Genomic DNA, 2,770 nt, shown 5'->3' with positions numbered 1-2,770 from the left:
GTACTCCGGCTATGCCGTGGGCGCCGCCGTGCTCGATGAGCAGGGGCGCATCCATGCCGGCTGCAATATCGAAAACGCCGCCTACCCGCAAGGCTGGTGCGCCGAGGCCTCGGCCCTGACCGCCATGATCATGGCCGGCGGCCGCCGCGTCAGCGCGGTGCTGGTCAGCGGCCCCGGCCCGGACATCATCACGCCCTGCGGCGGCTGCCGCCAGAAGCTGCGCGAGTTCGCCGACCCGCAGCTGATCATCATCGCCGCCGACCCCGGCGGCATCCGCCAGCAGTGGACGCTGGAACAGCTGCTGCCATTCAGTTTCGGCCCCGAGCATCTGAAGCTCTGAGCCACCGCAACAATTCCCAGAAGGAACCTCATCATGATCGACCACAAGACCCTGAATCCCGCCATCGCCCAGACCGCCGAAAAGCTCAAGACCCTGTTCGGCGCGGCCCCGGCCGTGGCCGTGGTGCTGGGCTCGGGCTGGGCCGGCGCGGTCAGCCTGGTGCAGAACGCCAAGCACTTGGCTTACACCGAGCTGCCGGCTTTCCCGCAGCCCAAGGTGGAAGGCCATGTCAACGAGATCGTCGTCGGCACCATCGGCGCGCAGACCGTGGTGATGCTGCGTGGCCGTGCCCACACCTACGAGAGCGGCGATTGCACCGGCATGGCCGGCGCCCTGCGCAGCCTCAAGGCCTGGGGCGTCAAGGTGCTGCTGCAGACCAATGCCTCGGGTTCCATCCGCAGCCACATGCCGGCCGGCAGCCTGATGCTGATCAGCGACCACATCAACGCACCGCAGCGCTCACCCCTGGTCGGTGAGCCCGGCAGCGAGCGCTTTGTCGACATGAGCACCGCCTACGACCTGGAGCTGCGTCAGCACGCCAAGGGCGTGGCCGCGGCTCAGAACCTGGCACTGGGCGAGGGCGTCTACTGCTGGGCCCTGGGCCCGCAGTTCGAAACCCCGGCCGAGATCCGCATGTTTGCCGCCTGGGGCGCCGATGCCGTGGGCATGAGCACCGTGCCGGAAACCATCCTGGCCCGCCACGCCGGCCTGCGCGTCATGGGCCTGGCCCTGATGACCAATATGGCCGCCGGCTTGTCCGATGAAGCCCTGACCCATGCCCTGACCCTGCAGCAGGCCCAGCAGTCCGGCGAGCGTGCCGCGCAGTTCCTGGGCGCCGTGGTGGCCGGCATGGCCGATCTGGCCTCGCTGAAAGACTGAGCGTTCTTCCATGGCCTCTTTGGATTTGAAAGAAAACGCAGCGCGCCTCGCGCTGCAATGCCTGGACCTGACCAGCCTCAACGACGCCGACACGGCCGAGGACATCGCCGCCCTGTGCCGGCGTGCCCAGACGCCTTTCGGCCCGGTGGCGGCCGTCTGCGTCTGGCCGCGTTTCGTGGCGCAAGCGCGCGCGGCCTTGCCGGTCGAGATCAAGGTGGCGGCCGTGGCCAACTTCCCGGACGGCGCCCTCGATCTGGCCCGAGCCCTGGCCGATGTGCAGGCGATTGCCACGGCTGGCGGCGATGAAGTCGATGTGGTCCTGCCTTACCGTGCCCTGATGGCCGGTCAGCGCAGCGAGTGCGCCGAGTTCCTGGCCGAGGTGCGCCATGCCAGCCGGCCGCTGACGCTCAAGGTCATCATCGAGAGCGGCGAGCTGAAGACCCCCGAGCTGATCGCGGACGCGGCCCGCCTGGCCTTGATGGCCGGCGCTGATTTCGTCAAGACCAGCACCGGCAAGACTGCGGTCTCAGCCACGCCGCTGGCTGCCCGCCACATCCTCAGCGAGATCGCCGGCAGCGGCCTGGTCTCGGCCGGTTTCAAGGCCTCGGGTGGCATCCGCACGGTGGCCGATGCGCAGGTCTATCTGGAACTGGCGGCCGACAAGCTCGGCGTCGCGGCACTGAACCCGCGCCGCCTGCGCTTTGGCGCCAGCGGCCTGCTCGGCGATATCGAGGCCGTGCTGTCCGGCACGGTCGCGCCCGCCAGCACCGCCAGCTACTGAGCGCAGCGGACGTGCGGGCCCAGGAGGTCATTCGCGCCAAGCGCGATGGTGCGGCGCTTTCCGAAGCGCAGATCCAGAGTCTGGTGCGTGGCCTGGTCGATGGTGGCTGGAGCGAGGGCCAGATCGCGGCCCTGGCCATGGCCATCCTCTGGCGCGGCATGAGCCGGGCCGAGTGCGTGGCCCTGACCCGGGCCATGCGGGACTCGGGCCGCCAGATGCACTGGCGCGATCTGCCCGGCCCGGTGCTGGACAAGCATTCCAGCGGCGGCGTGGGCGACAAGATCAGCCTGATGCTGGCGCCTCTGGTGGCGGCCTGTGGCGGCTTTGTGCCCATGATCTCGGGCCGTGGCCTCGGCCACACGGGAGGCACGCTGGACAAGCTGGAGGCCATCCCCGGCTTTTGCGCCACGCCCGAGGCGGCGCGCTTCGAGCGCATTGTGCGCGAGGTCGGCTGCGCCATCATTGGCTAGACGGCCGACCTGGCCCCGGCCGATGGCCGCTTCTATGCCGTTCGCGACATCAGCGCCACGGTGGAGAGCGTGCCCCTGATCACCGCCAGCATCCTGTCCAAAAAACTGGCCGCCGGCCTGCAAGGCTTGGTCATGGATGTGAAGTGCGGCAACGGCGCTTTTGCCGATTCGCCCTGGATGGCCCAGGAACTGGCCCACAGCATCGTCGGCGTGGCCGCTGGTGCCGGCCTGCCGACCCGGGCCCTGATCACCGACATGAACGAGGTGCTGGGCCAGACCGTGGGCAACAGCCTCGAGTTG

The 2,770-nt window shown here is 69.2% G+C and carries 3 protein-coding genes and 1 pseudogene; all 4 read left to right on the top strand.

What is annotated here, in order from left to right:
- A partial coding sequence (gene cdd / locus ACK5F2_RS01370; protein ID WP_409862236.1) for a cytidine deaminase occupies positions 1-340 on the top strand: 340 nt, incomplete at its 5' end.
- Positions 341-373: 33 nt separating this feature from the next.
- Entirely contained in the window at positions 374-1,219 is an 846-nt protein-coding gene (locus ACK5F2_RS01365) for a purine-nucleoside phosphorylase (RefSeq protein ID WP_409862234.1), read from the top strand.
- 10 nt (positions 1,220-1,229) lie between these two features.
- Entirely contained in the window at positions 1,230-2,000 is a 771-nt protein-coding gene (deoC, locus tag ACK5F2_RS01360) for a deoxyribose-phosphate aldolase (RefSeq protein ID WP_409862233.1), read from the top strand.
- Between the two features lie 11 nt (positions 2,001-2,011).
- Positions 2,012-2,770, top strand: a pseudogene (locus ACK5F2_RS01355) (thymidine phosphorylase); the annotation flags it as partial.

Origin of the sequence: Roseateles sp., assembly GCF_046300915.1 — a bacterium.
GTDB lineage: Bacteria > Pseudomonadota > Gammaproteobacteria > Burkholderiales > Burkholderiaceae_C > Kinneretia.
Note: the sequence above shows the minus strand (reverse complement) of the source record. Positions and strands in the feature narration are given on the sequence as shown.